The organism is Streptomyces sp. NBC_01257, assembly GCF_035917255.1.
Classification (GTDB): Bacteria; Actinomycetota; Actinomycetes; order Streptomycetales; family Streptomycetaceae; genus Streptomyces.
On record NZ_CP108472.1, the window covers coordinates 7,131,001 to 7,144,983 of the forward strand.

A 13,983-nucleotide genomic window follows, 5' to 3' on the forward strand; every position below is an offset into this window, starting at 1 on the left:
GCGGTGAATCCGAAGAGGGGGACGTTCAGAGGTCGATTTGAGGTTCCGGATGTCCGCCGGTCAGGGCATCGGCGCCGTGGAGGGCCGCGAGGTGAAGGACTGGTCCCCGGTCGGCGCGGCCGGAACCGGCTGCGGCAGCACGGAGCCGTCCGGCGCCGTCGGCGGACCCGTCGGACTGGCGGTGGCCGCCCCGGCCGCCTCCCGGGCGATGGCGTCGAAGTCCACGAAACTCGTGCTCTCCAGCATGGTGATGTGGTCGAGCACGGTCTGGTTGGCGTCCGTGGCCAGCTGCCGGATCAGTGTGTTGCGGGTGGTGTGCCGGACCTGGGCGATCAGTGCGAAGACCTTGCCGTGCGCGTTGCGCAGCAGATTGGCGAACTTCCGCTCGTACTCCTCGCCGCTCGCCGCGGTCAGCTCCCGCAGCCAGCCCTGCTGCTGCTCGTTCGGCTGGTTCGGCAGCTCCACACCCAGCTTGGCGGCGACGGCCCGGGCCCGGCGGTCGAGATCGGTGTGCCCGACGACCAGATGGTCCCCGGTGGCCTTGATCGCCTCGGTCGGTGCCCGCTCGATGGCCTGCTGGCCGGCTGGCAGCTCCCAGAGTCCGGCCAGCCGCACCTTCACCAGGAAGTCCCGGTCGGTCGCGGAGAGCGGACCCCACTGGGTGGCGGTGGTCGACGCGTCGAGGTTCGCCTGACCGGTGCCGGAGCGGTCGGCGTACGACCAGACCGGGTAGGCGAGTGCGCCGAGCGTGGCGACGAGCGCAGCGATGATGAGGGCCGTTCCGTTGATGCGTCGCACAGAGGTCTCTCCCGGGCCGAGGCGTGACGGCGTCCAAGCAACCGCCGGTCGGAGCGGCCGGGGACTGACCGGCCGTGCGACCTACCGGGCAGTATTGCCAGTGCGGCGGCGTCAGGGGATACGTATCGGCGCACCGGACCGTTCAGCGGACCGGACCGAAACCTGTGTACGGGTGGGACGGCTGAGCACCTGTGTGCGGGTGGGACGGCTCGGCACCGGACGGGTGGGACGGCTCAGCGGCGCAGCGCCGGGTGGTCGGCGACCACCGTGCACGAGCCCGGCGCGATCTCGGTGAACCCGGCGTCCCGCACCACGGGCAGCCCGCTCACCGTGAGTTCCCGCCAGCGGGCCGCGTCCGGGGTGGCGACCGAGAGCGGGAAGCCCGCCTCGCGCCACGCCTTGCGCTCCGTCTCCGACAGCTCCCACCAGGCGAGCTGGGCGCCGTGCCCGGCCTGGGCCATCTCCTTGCCGGCGGACATGCCGAGCTCCGGGTTCAGCCAGAGGACCGGGCCGGTGAGGTCGGGGGCGGCCGGGGGCTCGGGGTCGTCCAGGTCCGTCCCGGAGACCTGGAGCTTCGCCAGCTCCTTGGGCCAGCCGTCGAGCGGCACCGGCGGGTAGACCCGCACCTCGGCCTCCTCGCCAGTGACCGTGATCCCGGGCAGCGCGCAGGCCTTGCGCCACTCCGCGCCGCGAGCCCGCCGCACCACCTTGCGGATCCGGGCGTCCTGCCAGTCCCGCATCACCTGCGCCCACTCGCCCTCGCCCACCGACCGCTCGTCGGACAGCATCACCAGCACCGCCCGGGCTGCCGTGCGCAGCGCGTCGGTACGGGCCGGGGGCGCCGTCTTCTCGATGTGCACCACCAACGGGAGGACGTACTGAGGTGCTTCGTCCCGGTTCGTCCGCTCGGAACGGAAGGGGCTGTCCGCCGGAAGGGCGGCGGGAACGGACGGGGACTCGGGGATGTCGTTGCTGCTCACCCGTCCAGTCTGCCAGCCGCCCCGGCTCACCTTCTTGGCGGAATGAAACCCTCCGGGTGAGGATGCACCGCATGAAGAGCGATCTCTTTTCCAGCGAGCACATGGCACAGCAGGCGACGGCCCCCGGCATGACCCTGCAGAACGCCAAATCCATCAAGTACGCGGTGAACGGCGAGATGCACGCCAGGCAGGGATCGATGGTCGCCTTCCGCGGTGATCTCCAGTTCGAGCGCAAGGGGCAGGGCCTCGGCGGCATGCTCAAGCGCGCCGTGACCGGTGAGGGGCTGCCGCTGATGGCGGTGCGCGGTCAGGGCGAGGCCTGGTTCGCGCACGAGGCGGCCAACTGTTTCATCGTGGAGATGGAGCAGGGCGACGTCCTCACCATCAACGGCCGCAACGTCCTGTGTTTCGACGCCACGCTCGCCTACGAGATCAAGACCGTGAAGGGCGCGGGCATGACCGGCGGCGGCCTCTTCAACAGCGTCTTCACCGGCTACGGCAAGCTCGGCCTGATGTGCGAGGGACACCCCATAGTGATCCCCGTCACCCCGCAGCAGCCGGTCTGTGTCGACACGGACGCGGTCGTCGGCTGGAGCGCCCACCTGAACACGTCGCTGCACCGCTCGCAGAGCGTCGGCTCGATGCTGCGCGGCGGCTCGGGGGAGGCGGTGCAGCTGCGTCTGGACGGCGAGGGGTTCGTGATCGTCCGTCCCAGCGAGCTCAAGACCGAGAAGGCGTCGTCCAACTGAGCACCGAGATCCTGCGGTTGCGCGGGGTGGGGCGGCGGTACGGCCTCGCCGGGCCCTGGGTGCTGCGCGGGGTGGACCTCGGTCTGCCCGCGCGCACCCTCGTCCGCGTCGAAGGTGCCAACGGCACCGGCAAGTCCACCCTGTTGCGCCTCCTCGCCGGGACCGACGCCCCCACCGAGGGCCGGATCACCGGCAGCCGGCCGCGCACGGCGTACGTCCCCGAGCGGTTCCCGGCGGCCCTGCCCTTCACGGCCGCCGGCTATCTCGTCCACCTCGGCCGGATCCACGGGCTGCGCCGGGCCGAGGCGGCCGCGCGGGCGGACGAGTGGCTGACCCGCTTCGGGGCTGCCGGGCACGCCCGCACCCCGCTGGCGGAACTCTCCAAGGGCACCAGCCAGAAGGTCGCCGTCGCCCAGGCGCTCCTGGCCGAGCCGGAGTTGCTGGTACTGGACGAGGCCTGGACCGGCCTGGACACCGCGGCCCGGGACGAGCTGGACCGGGCCGTCGCCGCCCGGGTCGCCGCCGGATCCACCGTCGTCTTCGTCGACCACGACCCGCGCCGGCTCGCGGGCGCCGCCGGCTCCGTCCTGCGCGTCGAGGCGACCGGAGTCGTCGCGGCGTCCCTCGCCCCGTCCGGGACCGCGACCGGGCCCAGGGTGCGGATCGAGGTGTCCGGCCCGCCCGGCACCCCGCTCCCCGACGCCCTGCCCGGCGCCCCCGTGTGCGGCGCCGCCGAGGACGGAACCCTGCGGCTCACCGTCGCGGCCGCCCACTCCGACGCTTTGCTGAGCGCCCTGCTCACGGCCCGCCCGCCCTGGCACATCACCCGGCTGACGGCGCTGTCCCGCACCCCCGACGAGACGCCATGACCGCCCTGATCCGCTATCAGACCGCCCTGCTGCTGCGCTCCCAGCGCTGGCTCGCGCCCGTCCTGCTGTACGTGGCCTTCCTCGGCGTCGGCGTGCGCTCGGGACAGCCCGTCCTGGACTCGCTCGGCTACGCCGCGGCCGGGCTGCTGCCCGTCACCGCCTGGCTCGTACAGGTCTGCGCCACCCAGGAGCCGCCCGCCGCCCGGACGGTCGTCGCCGCGGCGGCGGGCGGCCGGCCACGGGCCCATCTGGCGGCCCTGCTCACGGCGCTGGGGTGCGCCGGGCTGCTGGGCGCTGCCGCCACCGCCGTCGTCCTGCTGATCAGCGAGCCGGCCAGCACCGGTCACACCGTCCGCGTTCCTCTGCCGTCCGCCGGGCTCGCCGGGCTGCTCGCCACCGCCTGCTGCGTCCTGCTCGGGGCGGCGGTGGGGGCGCTGTGCACCCGGCCGCTGCTGCACCGGCGCGGCTGGTCCATCGCGGCGACCGTGCTCGGGGCCCTGCTGGCCCTGGTGACCACCGGCTCGCCCGCGAAGTACGCGGTGACGGGCCTGGTCACCGGCTCCCTGACCGGCACGGTCCATGTGCCGCTCCTCCCGCTGCTCGGTGCGGCGGCCGTGGCGACGGCGGCCGGCGCAGTCGCCTGCGGACTCACCGCGGTACGGGCCTGAGTAGGCTCGTACCCATGGATGAGCGCACGGACGAGGGCGGCGACGCGCCCGGGAGCGAGACCTGTTGCGAGACACCGGCCGCGTCCCCGGACCGGGCCGCCGGGCCCCCGTACGCCGAGTGCGTCCTGTGCCGGAAGCCGACCGAGTACGCGGAGTCGGTCAAGGGCATCACGCTCTGCCCGGTCTGCGAGTGGCAGGAGGCCCAGCGCACGGCCTGTTCGGGCTGAGCGGCGGTCAGGTCCGCCCGGGCCGGCCGGCCATCAGCTGCGACACCCGCACGAAGCGGTATCCGCGCTTGCGCAGCTCCGGGACCACCTGGCGCACCGCCTCACCGGTGACCGGTGCGGCGCTGCGGGTGCAGTGCATGACGACCAGCGACCCGGGCTTCACCCCGTCCAGCACCTGCTGCGCCACCGCGTCCGCGTCCGTCGCGAACGCGTCCCCGCTGACGACGTCCCACTGCACGGCCGTCACCTTCTCCGGCGCGATCGCGCGCAGGGCGGCCTTGTCGTAGCAGCCGCCGGGGAAGCGGAAGTACGGCACCACATGGCGGGCGCCGGCTTTCCGGATCGCGTCGAACGCCCGCTCCACCTCGCCGCGCATCGCGTCCTCCTCCACGGCCGGCAGCCCGTAGCAGGGCGAGGTGAAGGCGTAGTGGCTGTAGGAGTGGCTGGCGATCTCGAAGAGCGGGTCCGTGCCGATGGAACGGGCCTGCCCGGGGTACTCCTCGGCCCACCGGCCGGTCATGAACACCGTCGCCGGCACCTTCAGCCGGCGCAGCAGGGCGATCAGTTCCGGATTGTCGAAGTGCTCGCCCGCGGCCGCGCGCGGTCCCTCGTCCGCCGTCATGTCGGCGTCGAAGGTGAGGGCCACGACCTTGTCCGTGCGGCTCGGCCCGCGCTCCAGGACGGGGGTCAGGCCGCCGGGCCCGGGCGCCAGGACCGGCGGCTTCCCGGCGGCCGGTGAGGCGGTGGCCGAAGGGGAGGCGGCCGACGGGGAGTGGGCCGGGGCGTGCGCGGCGGCCGGGGCGTGGCCGGGAGAGTCCCCCGAACTCCCGCAGCCGACGAGGGCAGCTCCGAGCACCGCCCCCAGAACGGTCATCGCCGTCAGTTTCCGTACAGAGTTGGTCACTCGCGGAAACTAACCGATCATTCGGCGGCGTCGTGCCCACGGCACTCCTGTGCCGGGAAGCGGCCCCCGGATTCACTCACTCGTCGAGCAGATGCTCCGCCGTGAAACCGAACAGCCGCTCGGCCGCCGTGGTGTCCACCGGCGCGGCGCGTCCGGGCAGCGGACGCAGCAGCGGCGTCGCCGGGTGGTAGCGGCGCAGCAGTTCCTCCGTCGGGAACGGGACGAGGGTCTCGGGCGCGCACACATGGACGGAGTGCGCGCCCGGGCCCGGCACGCCGAGAGCCAGCAGGGCGGCCCGCGCCGCGTCCCGCACCTCCAGATACGTCCACAGGTCCCGGGCCCCCGCCGCCGGCTCCGCGGTGAGCCGCGCCGCGTGCGTCCGCAGCCGTTCGTCGAATCCGCCGACGAACGGATAGCGCAGACAGACCACGCTCATCCCGTGCCGCCGCGCCATCGCCGCGGCCGTCAGCTCGTCGACCTGTTTGGACAGCCCGTACGGGTCCGCCACCTGCGAAGGCATCGCCTCGTCGACCGGAACGTAGGCGGGGTGCGGAGACGGATCCGCCGTCCACGGCAGACCCGTGATCCCCCAGGAACTGGCGACCGCGGCCTGTCGCACCCCGGCCAGCCCCGCCTCCTCCAGGACCGTGAACGTGGCCAGGGTGTTCACCGCGAAGAGCTCCTGCGCGGGGGTGCGCTCCGGCGTGGGGATCGCCGCCAGATGGATCACCCCGTCGGCGCCGGCCAGTGCCGCCCGGACCGCCGTCGCGTCGGCGGCGTCCCCGGCGACGACCAGCCGGGCCGGGAGATCGCCCGGATCCTCCAGGACGAGGGCGTTCGCCTCGACGGACCGTTCGGCGAGCAGCGCGAGGACCGCCCGGCCGATCCGTCCCGCCGCCCCCGTGACCAGGACTCGTGTGACCACCTGCTGCTCCTATGCGTAGGCGCGCACCGCGACGACGTGCGCCGACGCGGCCCCGTTGGTTGCCTCGACGACGATTCTCAACGCTGCCGTGGTGACCGGCCCGTCCAGGGTGTGCACCTGTCGCCGGCGCCGGTTGTCCGACGTACGCGCGACGACGTTCCAGCTGCCGTCCGGCTCGCGCGCCTCGACCCGGTAGTCGCGCAGGAGGGTGGGGAGCGTGTCGAACGGGGTCCGGTGGTGGTGCAGATTGATCAGGTCCTCGTTGACGTCGTCGTCGGCGAGCACGTCGATCCGCGACAGCGTGACCGGCCGGGGCCAGGACAGCTCCAGCCACTCCTCCCCGTCCTCCCGCAGCGGCTCCGAGACCCACATGTGCGGTCCCGCGTACGGGCGGGCGTACCCGTCCACGGCCTTGGCCGGGGCGTACGCCGAGGTCGCTCCCGTGCGCAGGCAGAACGTGCGGCGCTGGAGTCCCGCGTCGGTCCACTCCCGAAGGGGCTGCGGAGACTCGTCCTGCGGTCGCAGCGGCACCCGGGTGAGGGCCAGGACTCCCGGGGCCGGTTCGGCGGCGCTGTACAGGGCGAGGTCCTCGTTGGCCCGTACGACGACGAACGCGTTGCGGGAGGTCTCCGGCGACCAGCGCAGCCCGGTGCGCACCCACTGCTTCGGCCCGGCGGCGACCGGGACGGTGACGGAGGTGACGAGGCGGCGCGGGACGTAGTTCTGTCCCAGCTCCGGGTCGTACAGCTCGACCACGAGGTCCGTGTCCCGGCCGGCGTCGACGAGCAGCTCCAGCGCGGTCAGCTCCGGGTCGACGGGCAGTACGAGACCCGCGTCGGCGGTCAGCGGCCAGCGTTCCCCGGGCGTCGGCGCGTCCGGCCCGGCCAGGGCCGACGAGGCCGTGGCCACGGCGGTCAGCGCCAGGTCGTCCGGGTCCGTGGAGCCCAGGCCGATCACCGAGGCGTCCTCGTGCAGCAGCGTCCGCTGCAACGCGGCGGCGGCGAGCTCACGCGGCGCGAGACCGCCCTCGGCGCACAGCGCGGCTGCCGTGCCCGCGGCCTGGCCGATGGTGGCGCAGGTCGCCATGACCCGGGTCGAGCCGAAGGCGACATGACTGGCGGAGATGTTGCGCCCGGCGAACAGCAGATTCGTCGTGTTCACCGAGTAGAGACTGCGGTACGGAATGTGGTAAATGCCGTCCGCGTACCGCTGCCTGGCCCCGTCCTCGGTGGCGTACACCCCCTTCGGCGGGTGCAGGTCGATGGACCAGCCGCCGAACGCCACCCGGTCGGCGAACTCGCTCTGGCCGAGGATGTCGCCCTGGTGGAGGACGTAGTCGCCGAGGAAGCGCCGGTACTCGCGCTTGCCGGGCACCGAACCCACCCACTCCAGCGTCATGTTCGCGGAGTCGAACTCGCCGGAGTTCTTGATGTGGTCCCAGATGCCGTGGATGACCGCCCACAGTTCGTCGCGGATGCGCTCGTTGTCGTGCACCGTGTCGAGCTCGCCGCCGAACTCGATCCACCAGTAGGCGCAGCCGTTGTCACCGGACTTGATGATGCGGCGCTGCGGGATGGTGGTCTCGGCGATGTTCCGGGCGAAGTCCGGCGCGACGAACTTGACGGGGTGCCCGGCGTCCTTGGTGTAGAAGAGCAGCGTCGAGCCGAGCGTGAGGGCGTCGGCCGTCCCCGGGGCCCACGGCTCGTCGTACTCGGCCCGGGACTCCCGCCCGATGCGGTGCCGGGCGCCGGCGAGGTGCCCGATGAGCCCGTCTCCCGAGCAGTCCAGGAACACGTCGCTCTCGAAGCGGATCCGCCGCTCGGACCCCATCATCCAGCCGGTGACGGCGGTGATGCGCCGGGCGTCCTCGGGGCCCCCGGCGTCCACCTCGCGCACATCGGTGTTGAGGTAGAGCGTGATGCCCGGTTCGGCGCGGACCGCGTCCAGCACCACGGCGTCCCAGTAGTACGGGTTGCCTTCGGGGTTGCGGAACTGGTTCTCGACGAACAGTTCGCCCATGATGCCGCCCTCGCGGGCGTAGTGGTTCCTCCCGTGCCCGGTCGCGCCGCACACCCAGACGCGGACCTCGCTGCTCGAATTCCCGCCGAGGACGGGCCTGTTGTTGATCAGGGCGACGGTGCGGCCGAGCCGGGCGGCGGCGATGGCCGCACTCACCCCGGCCAGGCCGCCACCGACGACGGTGATGTCGTGACGTGCGGTTTCGTTCCTCATGGCCCGCGGGCTCCTACTTCCAGTCGGGGTTGGCGGCGAGTCCGTAGAAGATGCGCGGGCCGCCGTCGAGCGTGAGGGTGACCTTTCCGCCGGCGGCGGTGAGCGTGCTCTCCTGCCCGATGCAGTTCAGTACGGTCACGGTGCCCGCGACCGCGCCGGAGTGGGCGACGACCTCGGTCTTCGTCGTCCAGGTCTCGGTCCAGGGATCGGGGGACGCGTACCAGGCGTCGTCGCCGTGGTCGGCGTTGAGGACGTAGCCGTCCTTGCGGCTCCACAGGAACGACACCGGGCCGCGGTCCGGCGTGGTGAAGAGGAGGCCCTTGACGTCGGGGTCCGCGAAGACGAGCGGGCGGACGTAGGTGGCCCGGTCCAGGACGCGGGCGGCGGTCGCGTACGCGAGCAGCGAGGGCTTGGCACTGGTGTCGCGGTTCATCAGGCCGGTGTGGTACTCGACGTTGGTGGGGTCGGCCGACTGCGGGTGGCTGATGACGGAGTCGTGCAGCTGGTACCAGTTGACGCCGCGCACCCCTTCGGACTTGGCCAGTGCGAGCGAGAGCAGCACGTTCTCGGCGGCGTGCCGGTAGGTGTCGTGCCACCAGGAGTTGGGCTTCGTGGGCGCGTACGCCTCGCTGAGCCACAACTCCTTGTTCCCGCCGTACGTGTCGACGATCTCCCTGGCCTTGCGCACCGCCCCGAGGAAGTTCCAGTACGAACCGGTCGACCCCAGCGTCCACTCCTCCACCGGCGGGGCGTAGTCGGCGGTGAAGTTGCCGCGGCCCGGGTGGATGGCGAAGGCGTCGATGAGGTCCCAGCCGCCGGCTGCGTGGAAGTTCGTGGTCCAGACGTGGTCCATGCCGCCGAGGCCGGCGTTCATGACCTTCATCGTCGAACCGGCGGCGGTCAGCCGGTCGGTGACCTGGCGCAGACCGTCCCTGACGTACACATCGGCGCCCCGGCCCGACATCCAGGGGGTGTTGACCTCGTTGGCGACCTCGAAGTACGGGGCCTTCGAGTCGATGGCCTTGGCGACGTTGGTGTCGGCCCAGGCCGCGATCTGCTCGGCGGTGCCGCCGAGGGGGATGGAGCTGAGCTCGACGTTGTGCCCGATGCCGTGGGCGTCGAGGGTCGCGATGTCGATGCCGGGCGCACCGGCGTAGGCGTTGCGGACCCGCTTGATGCCCAGCGTCTTCATCAGCCCGAGGACCGCGTCCTGGCTCGGCTTCAGCAGCCAGGGGTAGTTGGCGATGCCGAACATCGACTCCTCGCCCGCCTGGTAGGCGAAGTCCGGCAGGACGGTGAGGTTGGTGCGGGCGAACGCCGTGTCGCTGCCCGCCACGGCCTCCACCTCCGTGAAGACGATGCCCTGCGACGGGGAGGTGACCGTGAAGGCGGCGTCCCACGCCGTCCCGGCGGCCACCGTACGGGAGACCGTGCCGCCGGCGATCCGGGTGCCGGCGAAGTCGCGCGCCCACCAGTTCAGGGTCACCGCCCGGTCGGCGGCCGCCCCGTTGACCACCTGCGTCTTGAGCGTCATGGTCTGCCCGGCGGCCTTGTACAGGTTGAACGGCTGGTCGGTCCAGACCTCGATGCCCAGGGGCCGGCGCTTCGCGAGGGCCCCCGCACCGCGCGGCCGCATGGTGCCGAGCACGATGTCGGCCTCGGTGACGGCGGTGGTCGTGCCGGTCGGGGTGCCGGGGGCGTGCACCCAGGTGGCGTTGGTGTAGGAGGGGGTGGTGGCGGACAGGCAGACGAAGGCGGTGGCGTCCGGCCAGGTGTCGGTGTAGACGGCGCCCGCGTTGACCTCGTACGGGATGCCGCCCCGCGGGTCCTTCTCCCAGGTGGTCAGTGCTTCGTACGACTCCGTCGCGCCGGTGCCCTGGGCGGCGCGGGCGAACAGGAAGCCGGTCGGTGTCAGCGTGGTGGAGCCGCCGACCTCCCACTTCAGGTGCGCCTTGTGCGCGGTGACGTCGAAGGTGCCGGTCACGGTGATGCCGGGGGCGCCGCCGCCCAGGACGTACGTGATCCGCAGGGCGGGGCGCCCGTCGGGCAGCGTGATCCGCGCCGGGGTGCCGCCGAAGGTGCGCTGCTGGCCCAGCACACTGTCCTTGATCATGAAATGGGTGAGCAGCAGGCGGTCGGTGCCGGCGGCGTCCTGGAGCAGCACACTCCCGTCGCTCCGGCCGACGAGCGTGATGCCCTCGGCGGTGAGGGTGACGGGGTCCGCGGCGTACGCGGCCCCCGCCGGGATGAGGGCCGTGCCCGCGGCGACGGCTGTGCCCTGCAGGAATCTGCGGCGTGCGACTGACATGGCAGTGCCTTTCTCTTGTCCCGAAGAGGAAGTGCAGTGAGAGGGCGGGCTGGGAGTCAGCCCTTGACGCCGGTGAAGCCCAGTCCGGCGACGATGTACTTCTGGCAGACGGCGAAGACGATGACGGGCGGCGCGACGGCGAGCACCATCGCGGCGATGAGCTGGTCCTGCGGCGCCTGGGTGGCGAGCTGCGCGAGCGCGACGCTGATCGGCTGCTTCTCGGGGTCCGTGATCGCGACCAGCGGCCAGATGAAGTCCTTCCAGCTGTGCATGACCGCCAGCAGGCTGATCACGGCGAGCACCGGCCGGCTCATCGGCAGCACGATCTTCGTCAGCAGCTGGCGGGTGCTGACGCCGTCCACCCGGGCCGCGTCGAAGAGCTCCCGGGGCAGCGCGTCGAAGAACTGCTTGGCGAGCAGCACCGTGAAGGCGTTCGTCCCCGCGGGCAGCCAGATCGCCCAGTAGGTGTCACCGAGGTTGAGGTGGAGGAACGGCACGTCGATCACGGTCATGAAGAGGCTGACCATGTTCACGGTGTACGGCACGAACATCGTCGCGAGGATCGCCCCGTAGACCACCTTCCCGAACCGGGGCCGCAGCACCGACAGCGCGAAGCCGGCGGTGGCCGAGACGAACAGCTGGACCAGCCATGAACCGCCCACCACCAGGAGGGTGTTCATCAGGTAGTGACCGACCCCGAGGTCCTTGTACGCGGTGGTGAAGTTGCCCGGCAGCGGCCGGTCAGGCCACAGGGCGAGGGGGTGCGTCGTCAGCTCGGTCGGCGGCGACACCGCGCCCTTGACCATCCAGTAGAGCGGTCCGATGCCGATGAGCAGCAGCAGGAGGAGCGTGAGGACCTGGATAGAGCGCACGGCCGCCCGGGCGCCGGGCCGCTGCCGGTCGTTGACGGAGACGAAGGTGGTGAGGGAGGTCATGACTTGCTCCAGCTGCGGGTGGCCCGCAGATAGACCGCGGAGAGCAGGGCGAGGGCGAGCACCATCAGGAAGGAGAGCGCGGCCGCCTGGCCGTACGCGCCGTCCTGGAAGGCGTACCGGAAGATCAGCAGCAGCACGGTCAGGGTGGAGTTCTCCGGGCCGCCGCCGGTGAAGACGTACGGCTCGGTGAAGACCTGCACCGTGTTGATCAGCTGCACGAGCAGCAGCAGACCGATGACCGGACGCAGTTGCGGAAGCATGATGTGCCAGAGCCGCCGCCGGATCCCGGCCCCGTCCATCTCGGCGGCCTCGTACAGCTCACCCGGGATGCCGACCATGGCCGCGAGATAGATCAGCACGGCGCCGCCCATGCCCGCCCACGTGGCCTCCAGGACCAGGGACAGCATCGCGCTGTCGGAGGACTCCAGCCAGGAGTACGGGCCGAGGCCGATGGTCCCCAGGGCGCTGTTGAAGAGCCCGCTGCCCGGGTCGTAGAACCACTTCCACAGCAGGATCGCCACCACCGGCGGAATGACCACGGGCAGATAGACGAGGAAGCGGAACACTCCGGCGCCGCGCCGCACCGTCGACATGACGGCGGCCAGGAAGAGGGGCGCGGGGAAGCCGATCAGCAGGCCGAGGCCGACGAAGAGCAGGGTGTTGCCGACGGCGGTCCCCAGCAGCGGATCGTCGAAGACCGCCCGGAAGTTGTCGAGGCCCACCCAGACGGCGGGGTCGACGAGATTGGTCCGCTGGAAGCTGATCAGCAGGCTGCGGACGATCGGCCACCAGGCGAAGAGCCCGAAGACCAGCAGCGTCGGGACCAGGAACAGCCAGGCGGTGAACTGCTTGCGCAGCGCCCCGCCGCGCGGGCCGGTCCGCCGGTCCGCGTCCGGTGGCCGCGGCTCCTTGTGTACGGCGGCGGTGCGCCGGGAAGGGGTGAGCAGGCTCATGGCGGGCTACTTCTGGCCGGCGGAGAGCTTGGTGTTGACGTCCTTCTCGGCCGCGGCCAGAAGGGCGTCGACATCGGCGCCGCGCTTGGTGAGCACCGACTGGACGACCGAGTCGAGCGCCGTGTAGAGCTGCTGCGCCTGGTACGGCGGCTCGGGCTTGAGGTCGAGCTTCGCCAGCCCTTCGGTGTACGGCCGGAAGTTCTCCTGCTTCACGTTGGCGTACGGCCTGACCGCCGCGTCGATCTGCTTCTGCCGCCCTGCGTCGAAGACCGGCAGGGTCGGCACGCCGACCGCGGACTTGGGGTCGGCGGCCAGCGCCTTGGCCTGCTGCGCGGCGATCTCGGTGCTGTACTGCGGCTGGGCGTACGCGAACGTCAGCCACTTGACCGCGGCGGCCGCGTGCTTCTTGTCGGCCGACTTCGGGACCATGTAGATGTCGCCGCCGGTCAGCGTGGCGTTGCCGCCGGACTGCGGCATGGCGCCGACCCCGAAGGCGTCGGGATTCTCCATGCCGAACTGCATCTTGGCGAGCCGGAACGTTCCCGGGCTCCCCATGAACATCCCGACCTGCCCGGCCGCGAACTGCTTGACGACGTCGTTCTGGTTGTTGAGCAGGTTCCGGCCGAGCGAGTCGTCCTTCCAGCGCATGTCCTTCAGCAGGCTGAGCGCCTTCTTCGTCTCCGGGCCGGTGAGGGTCGCGGTGTACGTGCCGCCCTGCTGCTTCTCCAGCTCGCCGCCGAAGGCGTACGCCAGCATGGTCAGCTGCCAGCCGCCCTGGTTGTCCTTCGACTCGTGGACGAAGCCCGCCTTGCCGGTCTTCTCGCTGATCCTCTTCGCGGCCGCCCGGACCTCCTCCCACGTCGTCGGCGGCTTGTCGGGATCGAGACCGGCCTTCTCGAAGAGGTCCCGGTTGTAGACGAGGCCCTGGGCGTACGGATTCTGCGGTACGCCGAAGACGTCGCCGGAGCTGTCGCTGACGGGCTGGAGGACCTGCGGGTTGAACTCCTTGAAGTGGTCCCAGGTCTGGAGCTGCCCGGTGATCGGCTGCACCTGCTTCTGCTGGATGAGCCGCTGGGGCTCGGTCAGCGGCACCTTGATGACGTCCTCCACGCTGCCGCCGGACAGTTTGGCGGAGAAGGTCAGCGGGTCGAAGACGGTGGTGGACCCCTTGACCTTGATCCCCGGGTTGGCCTTCTCGAAGTCGGCGACCTGCTGCTTGAACAGGGCCAGGCCCGGCTTGTCGGTGGCCGGGGGCATGCCCTGGACGCGCAGGACGAGGTCTCCGCCCGAGCCGGCCCTGCCCGGGGTGACGGAGGAACAGCCGGTGAGGGTCACGGCCACTGCTATGCAGCCGAGTACGGCCGCACGTCGGGAGGTTCTGGACATTTCTGCTCCAAGGAAGGCAGGAGAGGGTAGGGAGAGGGCTCGGGAGGAG

At 71.7% G+C, this 13,983-nt stretch carries 13 protein-coding genes; 4 read left to right on the forward strand and 9 right to left on the reverse strand.

Annotated elements, in window-relative coordinates; genetic code table 11:
- Positions 1-60: 60 nt before the first annotated feature.
- Positions 61-798, reverse strand: a complete 738-nt coding sequence (locus OG408_RS31085) for a DUF4142 domain-containing protein (protein WP_266784133.1) — start codon at positions 796-798, stop codon at positions 61-63.
- A gap of 233 nt (positions 799-1,031) precedes the next feature.
- Positions 1,032-1,778, reverse strand: a complete 747-nt coding sequence (locus OG408_RS31090; RefSeq protein WP_285566279.1) for a peptidyl-tRNA hydrolase — start codon at positions 1,776-1,778, stop codon at positions 1,032-1,034.
- A gap of 71 nt (positions 1,779-1,849) precedes the next feature.
- Between OG408_RS31090 and OG408_RS31095 the strand changes: the two genes are divergently transcribed.
- Genes OG408_RS31095 through OG408_RS31110 form a run of 4 tightly spaced genes read left to right on the forward strand, consistent with a single transcriptional unit; the run spans position 1,850 to position 4,291 of the window.
- The gene (locus tag OG408_RS31095) at positions 1,850-2,527 is read left to right on the forward strand and encodes an AIM24 family protein (protein ID WP_266784137.1); all 678 of its coding nucleotides are present in this window, start codon (positions 1,850-1,852) and stop codon (positions 2,525-2,527) included.
- 11 nt (positions 2,528-2,538) lie between these two features.
- Positions 2,539-3,396: an ABC transporter ATP-binding protein gene (locus tag OG408_RS31100; RefSeq protein ID WP_326674622.1), complete on the forward strand. Its 858-nt coding sequence runs from the start codon at positions 2,539-2,541 to the stop codon at positions 3,394-3,396.
- Positions 3,393-4,064 carry an ABC transporter gene (locus OG408_RS31105; protein ID WP_266784139.1) on the forward strand — a complete coding sequence of 224 codons (672 nt, stop codon included), beginning with the start codon at positions 3,393-3,395 and terminating at the stop codon, positions 4,062-4,064. Before OG408_RS31100 ends, OG408_RS31105 begins: the two co-directional genes overlap by 4 nt.
- Before the next feature lie 14 nt (positions 4,065-4,078).
- The gene (locus OG408_RS31110; RefSeq protein WP_266784141.1) at positions 4,079-4,291 is read left to right on the forward strand and encodes a hypothetical protein; all 213 of its coding nucleotides are present in this window, start codon (positions 4,079-4,081) and stop codon (positions 4,289-4,291) included.
- 7 nt (positions 4,292-4,298) lie between these two features.
- On the opposite strand, the gene OG408_RS31115 is transcribed toward OG408_RS31110, so the two are convergent.
- From OG408_RS31115 to OG408_RS31145, 7 genes are all read right to left on the reverse strand, one after another.
- A complete protein-coding gene (locus tag OG408_RS31115) occupies positions 4,299-5,174 on the reverse strand; it encodes a polysaccharide deacetylase family protein (RefSeq protein WP_326674623.1) in 876 nt (291 codons plus the stop codon).
- Between the two features lie 97 nt (positions 5,175-5,271).
- On the reverse strand, positions 5,272-6,120 hold the full coding sequence (locus OG408_RS31120) for an NAD-dependent epimerase/dehydratase family protein (protein WP_326673180.1): 849 nt from the start codon (positions 6,118-6,120) through the stop codon (positions 5,272-5,274).
- Positions 6,121-6,129: 9 nt separating this feature from the next.
- Entirely contained in the window at positions 6,130-8,352 is a 2,223-nt protein-coding gene (locus tag OG408_RS31125) for an FAD-dependent oxidoreductase (RefSeq protein ID WP_285566283.1), read from the reverse strand.
- Positions 8,353-8,365: 13 nt separating this feature from the next.
- Positions 8,366-10,660 (reverse strand): hypothetical protein, encoded by a 2,295-nt coding sequence (locus tag OG408_RS31130; RefSeq protein ID WP_326673182.1) that lies wholly within the window; start codon positions 10,658-10,660, stop codon positions 8,366-8,368.
- Positions 10,661-10,716: 56 nt separating this feature from the next.
- Positions 10,717-11,595: a carbohydrate ABC transporter permease gene (locus tag OG408_RS31135; protein WP_266784149.1), complete on the reverse strand. Its 879-nt coding sequence runs from the start codon at positions 11,593-11,595 to the stop codon at positions 10,717-10,719.
- Positions 11,592-12,548 (reverse strand): carbohydrate ABC transporter permease, encoded by a 957-nt coding sequence (locus OG408_RS31140; RefSeq protein ID WP_285566287.1) that lies wholly within the window; start codon positions 12,546-12,548, stop codon positions 11,592-11,594. Before OG408_RS31140 ends, OG408_RS31135 begins: the two co-directional genes overlap by 4 nt.
- 6 nt (positions 12,549-12,554) lie before the next feature.
- Positions 12,555-13,934: an ABC transporter substrate-binding protein gene (locus tag OG408_RS31145; RefSeq protein WP_266784153.1), complete on the reverse strand. Its 1,380-nt coding sequence runs from the start codon at positions 13,932-13,934 to the stop codon at positions 12,555-12,557.
- Positions 13,935-13,983 lie beyond the last annotated feature (49 nt).

Bases quoted from the DNA above. Each gene is read 5' to 3' on its own strand.
- OG408_RS31135 (WP_266784149.1), bottom strand. From the start codon at position 11,595: ATGACCTCCCTCACCACCTTCGTCTCCGTCAACGACCGGCAGCGGCCC.
- OG408_RS31145 (WP_266784153.1), bottom strand. From the start codon at position 13,934: ATGTCCAGAACCTCCCGACGTGCGGCCGTACTCGGCTGCATAGCAGTG.
- OG408_RS31105 (WP_266784139.1), top strand. From the start codon at position 3,393: ATGACCGCCCTGATCCGCTATCAGACCGCCCTGCTGCTGCGCTCCCAG.
- OG408_RS31095 (WP_266784137.1), top strand. From the start codon at position 1,850: ATGAAGAGCGATCTCTTTTCCAGCGAGCACATGGCACAGCAGGCGACG.
- OG408_RS31140 (WP_285566287.1), bottom strand. From the start codon at position 12,548: ATGAGCCTGCTCACCCCTTCCCGGCGCACCGCCGCCGTACACAAGGAG.
- OG408_RS31110 (WP_266784141.1), top strand. From the start codon at position 4,079: ATGGATGAGCGCACGGACGAGGGCGGCGACGCGCCCGGGAGCGAGACC.
- OG408_RS31130 (WP_326673182.1), bottom strand. From the start codon at position 10,660: ATGTCAGTCGCACGCCGCAGATTCCTGCAGGGCACAGCCGTCGCCGCG.
- OG408_RS31125 (WP_285566283.1), bottom strand. From the start codon at position 8,352: ATGAGGAACGAAACCGCACGTCACGACATCACCGTCGTCGGTGGCGGC.